The 6,118-nt window shown below is 68.7% G+C and carries 4 protein-coding genes; 2 read left to right on the top strand and 2 right to left on the bottom strand.

Annotated elements, in window-relative coordinates:
- The first annotated feature begins 548 nt into the window (after positions 1 to 548).
- Together ACTIFU_RS10615 and ACTIFU_RS10610 are read left to right on the top strand one after the other, a co-directional pair.
- Complete coding sequence (locus tag ACTIFU_RS10615; protein ID WP_439578277.1) at positions 549 to 2,039, top strand: ATP-binding protein; 1,491 nt, start codon at positions 549 to 551, stop codon at positions 2,037 to 2,039.
- A gap of 100 nt (positions 2,040 to 2,139) precedes the next feature.
- A complete protein-coding gene (locus ACTIFU_RS10610) occupies positions 2,140 to 2,514 on the top strand; it encodes a hypothetical protein (RefSeq protein WP_439578276.1) in 375 nt (124 codons plus the stop codon).
- Between the two features lie 92 nt (positions 2,515 to 2,606).
- On the opposite strand, the gene ACTIFU_RS10605 is transcribed toward ACTIFU_RS10610, so the two are convergent.
- Together ACTIFU_RS10605 and ACTIFU_RS10600 are read right to left on the bottom strand one after the other, a co-directional pair.
- Entirely contained in the window at positions 2,607 to 3,641 is a 1,035-nt protein-coding gene (locus ACTIFU_RS10605; RefSeq protein WP_439578275.1) for a ribonucleotide-diphosphate reductase subunit beta, read from the bottom strand.
- Between the two features lie 83 nt (positions 3,642 to 3,724).
- Entirely contained in the window at positions 3,725 to 5,578 is a 1,854-nt protein-coding gene (locus ACTIFU_RS10600; protein ID WP_439578274.1) for a ribonucleoside-diphosphate reductase subunit alpha, read from the bottom strand.
- Between the last annotated feature and the right edge of the window lie 540 nt (positions 5,579 to 6,118).

The raw sequence follows: 6,118 nt of genomic DNA, 5'->3' as shown, positions 1-6,118 counted from the left end.
CCTCCGCGAATCGTCTGCTGACGCAGCGAATCACAGCCGATTCAAACGACTCAACTTCTTCCCGGATGGGCTCTTAGTCTGCGCGACGACGCAACACACGTTCCCGAGTAGAGACATGGGGCTCCCCACGCCACCTCCGCGTTGGCCGATATTGCACGCCGGCGGCCGCCCTCGGGCGGTGAGCGACGCGCCATCGCGGCAGCGATCGGGACCACCACAGACACGCCCTCGCCTCCCGTCACCAGACCGAGCCTCACGGCGAGGGAGCACCGCCTGACCGCTGGACCGCCCTCAACGCCCATTTCGACTGCGGCCCTGACCCCTTCGCTGACCTGAAGCTCAACCCCACGTCCCCACGCAGCGATCACCGCTACCCGCCGTTGTACCCGCGCCACAGCCCCGGGTTGTTCTGCCCGCGCCAGTTCTCGCGGCACGCGCGGGAGTGCTAGGCTGACCCCACTCCGCACCGGCTCGCCGTGCGGCACCGGGTTGGTTGCCCCGCGCGCAGCCAGCGGCCGACGCCCAACCGGAGCCCTCCCCGAGGCCCGATGCCCGCCGACCTTGCCCCCTCCGTCTTCGCCGAAGCCATCGCCACGGTGCCGCTCGCGGTCATGGTCACCGACAACCAGGGCACCATCCGCTACGTCACCGAGGCGTTCGAGCGCCTCACCCTCTACCCCGCCGCCGAGGCACTTGGCCAGACGCCGCGCCTGCTCAAATCCGGCCGCCAGGACCCCGACTTCTACGCCAGGCTCTGGACGACCATCCGCGCCGGGCAAGTCTGGACCGCCGAGGTGATGAACCGCCGCAGGGACGGCACGCTGTTCCGCGCGCGCCACATCATCGTCCCGATCGCCGGGCCGGACAGCAACCCGACCCACTTCATCGGCTTCCAGGAGGACGTGACCGCGCTCCGCGCCACCGAGGAGCGGCTCAGGCTCTCCGAGCGGCTGGAGGTCGTGGGGCGGCTGACCAGCGGCATCGCCCACGACCTGAACAACATCCTCACCATCATCCTCGGCAACACCGAGCTGCTCAGCCGCGCGCTCGCCGCCGAGCAGGAACTGCGCGAGCTCGCCGAGGCAGCGCTGAACGCCGCCGAGAGCGCGGCCGAGCTCACCACGCGCATGCTCGCCTTCGCCCGCCGCCAGCCGCTCGCCGCCGAGCCGACCGATGTCGATGCCCTGCTCGCCCGGATGCGCGCCATGCTGGTGCGCACCCTCGGCGCGCGGATCGAGATCGCGCTGATCAGCAACGGCGCGACCTGGCCGGCGCTCGCCAACCCGCTCCAGCTCGAGAGCGCGGTGCTGAACCTCTGCGTCAACGCCCGCGACGCCATGCAGGAGGGCGGGCGGCTGACGATCGAGACCGGCAATGTCCGGCTCGACCCGGAGGATGGCGCAGCCGCTGGCGCGGCCGAGGATCACGTGATGATCGCCGTCAGCGACACCGGCGCCGGCATGTCGCCCGAGGTGCTGGCGCGCGCCTGCGACCCGTTCTTCACCACCAAGGGCGTGGGCAAGGGCACCGGCCTCGGCCTCAGCATGGTCTATGGCTTCGTCGAGCAGTCGAAGGGCCGGTTGCAGATCCGCTCCGAGCCCGGCCAGGGCACCACCGTGACGCTCTATTTGCCGCGCGCGCCGGCGGAGGCCGCCGGGCCGCAGGAGCCCGCCCCCGAGGGCGGCACCGAGACCATCCTGCTGGTCGAGGACGATTCCGGCATCCGTGCCGCGGCCGCCGCACAGCTCCGTGCCCTCGGCTACCAGGTGCTGGCTACGGCGAGCGCGGCCGAGGCGCTGGAGACGCTGCGGCAGCGCCCGGTCGACCTGCTGTTCACCGATATCGGCCTCGCCGGGGCCATCGACGGACGGCGTCTCGCCGAGGAGGCGCGCGCCCTTCACCCGGCGCTCAAGGTGCTGTTCACCTCCGGCAACCCGGCCGCAGGCCCCGGGCCGGCGCTGCTGGACAAGCCCTACCGGCACCAGCACCTCGCGACCGCCCCGCGCGACGTGCTGGGGGGCGCAGACCCGGCCGGCTGAGCCGGCGCGACGCCGGCGTGTCCGCCGCCGCGCCGCCACGATCCCCACGTGGCGCCGCCATGATCCCCCGGTAAGGTGCCGCCATCGAGGGGAGGGACCGATGCGCAAGCTTCTGCTGCTCGCGGCTCTGCTGGTCTCCGGCTGCGCCACCTATGCGGACGGCCCGGGCTACGCCTATCCGGCGTACACCTACGGCCACGCGACCTACTCCTATCCGGGCTACGGCTACACAGCCTATCCTGCCTACACCTACCGGCCCCGCGTCTACGCACCGCCGCCGCGGGTGCGCGTGGTGGCCCCGGCACCGCGACCGCCGCGGCACTGGGACCGGCCACCGGGCCGCGGCGACCGCCACTGGCACCAGGGCGAGCGCCGGTCGGATCACGGCCACCGCCTCGGGCAGCGGAGCGAGCACCGGCGCGATCAGGGCGGCCGGCAGTCGCGGCAGGGCGACCGGCGCTGGCAGCGGGACTGATCCCCGCGCCGCCGCCGTCGCCGGGCACGCAGCCCTGACGGCCCGCCGCCACCCGTCCCGCCGCCCCCGGAAGCGGATCGAGGCGAGGGCCGTCAGTGCGTCAGGATCGCGCCCGTCGGCTGCGGCGAGTCGAACACGTGGTCGGCGAACGCCTCCTCCCACGTGCCCTGGGTGGCCGCCCTGCTGTACTCGGTCGCGCGGTTCTCGAAGAAGTTCGTGTGCTCGATCGCGTTCAGCATCTCGTCGAGCCAGGGCAGCGGGTTCTTCGCCTCCGCGTAGATCGGCTCGAGCCCGAGCTGCACCAGCCGCCGGTCGGCGATGAAGCGGATGTAGCGCTTCACCGAGGGCGCATCGAGCCCCTCCACCCCGCCGAGCTCGAACGCGAGATCGATGAACGCATCCTCGTGGTGCACGATCGTCTCGCAGATCGCGCGGATCTCGCGCTTCAGCCCATCCGTCCAGATCTCCGGGTTCTCAGCCACGAAGGTGCGGAACAGCCGGATCACGCTGAGGCAGTGCAGCGTCTCGTCGCGCACCGACCATGACACGATCTGGCCCATCCCCTTCATCTTGTTGAAGCGGGGGAAGTTCATCAGGATCGCGAACGAGGCGAACAGCTGCAACCCTTCCGTGAACGCACCAAAGGCGGCGAGCGTCTTGGCGATCTCGGCCCTCGAATCCACCCGGAAGGTCTGCATGTAGTCGTACTTGTCCTTCATCTCCTTGTACTTGAGGAAGGCCGTGTACTCGATCTCGGGCATGCCGATCGTGTCGAGCAGGTGGCTGTAGGCGGCGATGTGGATCGTCTCGATGTTCGAGAACGCCGACAGCATCATCAGCACCTCGGTCGGCTTGAACACCTGGGCGTAATGTTTCATGTAGCAGTTGTTCACCTCGACATCCGCCTGGGTGAAGAAGCGGAAGATCTGGGTGAGCAGGTTGCGCTCGGCCTTCGTCAGCGACTTGTGCCAGTCCTTCACGTCGTCGGCGAGCGGCACCTCCTCGGGCAGCCAGTGGATGCGCTGCTGCGTGAGCCAGGCGTCATAGGCCCAGGGGTAGCGGAAGGGCTTGTAGACCGGGTTCTCGGTCAGGAGGTCGAGGCGCGCCGTGCCGTTGTTCTCTGTCATGCTGTCGATCCCATCAACGCGGGGGCGAAGGGCCATTGGCCCATCCCCCCGCACCCCCAATACCATGAACTCAGCGCCGGCCGTTACTGGCAGGCCAAGCACTCCTCGTAGGTCCGCGCCTGCGCCGCCGCCGCGACCACCGGCAAGGATGCGACGTCGTTCGCTGCCTCCACCCGCACCGCCTTCTCGCTCACCGTGTCCGCGCGCTGGATCGACAGGCTGCGGCAGTAGTAGAGGCTCTTCATCCCGCGCTTCCACGCCTGGAAATGGATCTGGTGCAGGTCCCGCTTGTGCACGTTCGCGGGCAGGAACACGTTCACCGACTGGCTCTGGCACACAGACGGCGTGCGATCGGCCGCATGCTCGATCACCCAGCGCTGATCCAGCTCATAGGCCGTGCGGAACACCGCCTTCTCATGCTCGTCCAGGCAATCGAGATGCTGCACCGAGCCCTTGCTCACCGTGATCGAGGTCCAGGTCTCGTCGTCGTCGCGCCCCTTCTCGGCGAGCAGCGCCGCTAACGCGCGGTTGCGCACCGCGAACGACCCCGACAGCGTCTTCTGCACGAACACATTCGCCGCGATCGGCTCGATCCCCGGCGACGCGTTGCCCGCGATGATGCTGATGCTCGCCGTCGGCGCGATCGCGATTTTGTTCGAGAACCGCTCCATGATCCCGTAATCGGCCGCATCCGGGCACGGGCCGCGCTCCTCCGCCAGCACGCGCGACGCCGCATCGCACTGCGCCTTGATGTGACGGAAGATGCGCCTGTTCCACACCTTCGCGATCACGCTCTCGAACGGCACGCGCTTCGCTTGCAGGAACGAGTGGAACCCCATCACGCCGAGCCCGACCGAGCGCTCGCGCATGGCAGAGTACCGCGCCCGCTCCATCCCCTCTGGCGCATTGTCGATGAAGCTTTGCAGCACGTTGTCGAGGAACCGCATCACGTCCTCGATGAACAGCGGATCGTCGTGCCATTGGTCCCACGTATCCAGGTTCAGCGACGACAGGCAGCACACCGCCGTGCGCTGCCGCCCGTGATGATCGATCCCGGTCGGCAACGTGATCTCGCTGCACAGGTTCGAGGTCTTCACCTCCAGCCCCGCGAGCTTCTGATGCTCCGGCCGCGCGTTGTTCACATGATCGGAGAACACGAGATACGGCTCGCCGGTCTCGATCCGCGCCGTCAGGATGCGGATCCAGAGCGCGCGCGCCGAGACGCGCCGCACCACCGACCCGTCCTTCGGGCTGGTCAGCGCCCACGCCTCGCCCGCCTCCACTGCGCGCATGAACGCATCCGGCACCAGGACGCCGTGATGCAGGTTGAGCGCCTTGCGATTCGGATCGCCGCCCGTCGGCCGGCGGATCTCGACGAACTCCTCGATCTCCGGATGGTGCACCGGCAGATACACCGCCGCCGAGCCGCGCCGGAGCGAGCCCTGGCTGATTGCGAGCGTCAGGCTGTCCATCACCCGGATGAACGGGATCACGCCCGAGGTCTTGCCGACCTTGCCCACCGTCTCGCCGATCGAGCGCAGATTGCCCCAGTAGCTGCCGATGCCGCCGCCCTTCGAGGCGAGCCAGACGTTCTCGTTCCACAGCCCGACAATGCCGTCGAGCGAATCGGAGGCCTCGTTCAGGAAGCACGAGATCGGCAGGCCACGCGTGGTGCCGCCGTTCGACAGCACCGGCGTCGCCGGCATGAACCAGAGCTTCGAGATGTAGTCATAGAGCCGCTGCGCATGCGCGGCATCGTCGGCGAAGGCGGAGGCGACGCGCGCGAACAGGTCCTGGTACGATTCGCCCGGCATCAGGTAGCGGTCGTCCAGCGTCGCGCGGCCGAAATCGGTCAGCAGCGAATCGCGCGTGCGGTCCACCCGCACCGGATGGCGGCCCGGAAGCTGCACGGTATCGAACTGCACGACGTCGAGCACGAACGGTCCCTCCCACGGCGACGGAGTTCGGATTGACGCACAACCGAAGGCTGAGGATCAAGATGTTGGGGTAGGGACTTTGCTGACACACGGCATGTGGTACGGCCCCGTGACTTATCCACAACACCTACCTGTCCAGCCGCCCGATCTCCCTGTTGATGTTCGTATTATGTTCCTGCGTGCTGCCGGAGATCGTCACGCCCCGAGGCGCGTCATCCCCGCGATCCCCGGGACTCACCGGCGGCGCGCGAACGATCCCCGCGATTCACAGGGCATTCCGTCCCCAGCCAGGCCGCTGCATCACCGCACGATAGAGGGGATATCGATCTCTGGCACTGGACATCGGTTTCTGGCAACGGCGAACCGAGATGGGGCGGGACCATCCATGGATGTACCTGGACGGCAACGATCCCTCCCTGACCCTCTGAAAAATCGGGTCGCGGGCCGCTCTCGGCCCCCGGCAGGGAGATCAGCCGACCAAGTCGCCGGCAAGTAATCGTGTGGCCGGGGAAGCGAGGGGGCGGGCGCCGGACCAGAGCC

The sequence above is a fragment of the Elioraea sp. genome, from assembly GCF_051860475.1.
Classification (GTDB): Bacteria; Pseudomonadota; Alphaproteobacteria; order Acetobacterales; family Acetobacteraceae; genus Elioraea.
This window is presented reverse-complemented; position numbering and strand designations above follow the sequence as displayed.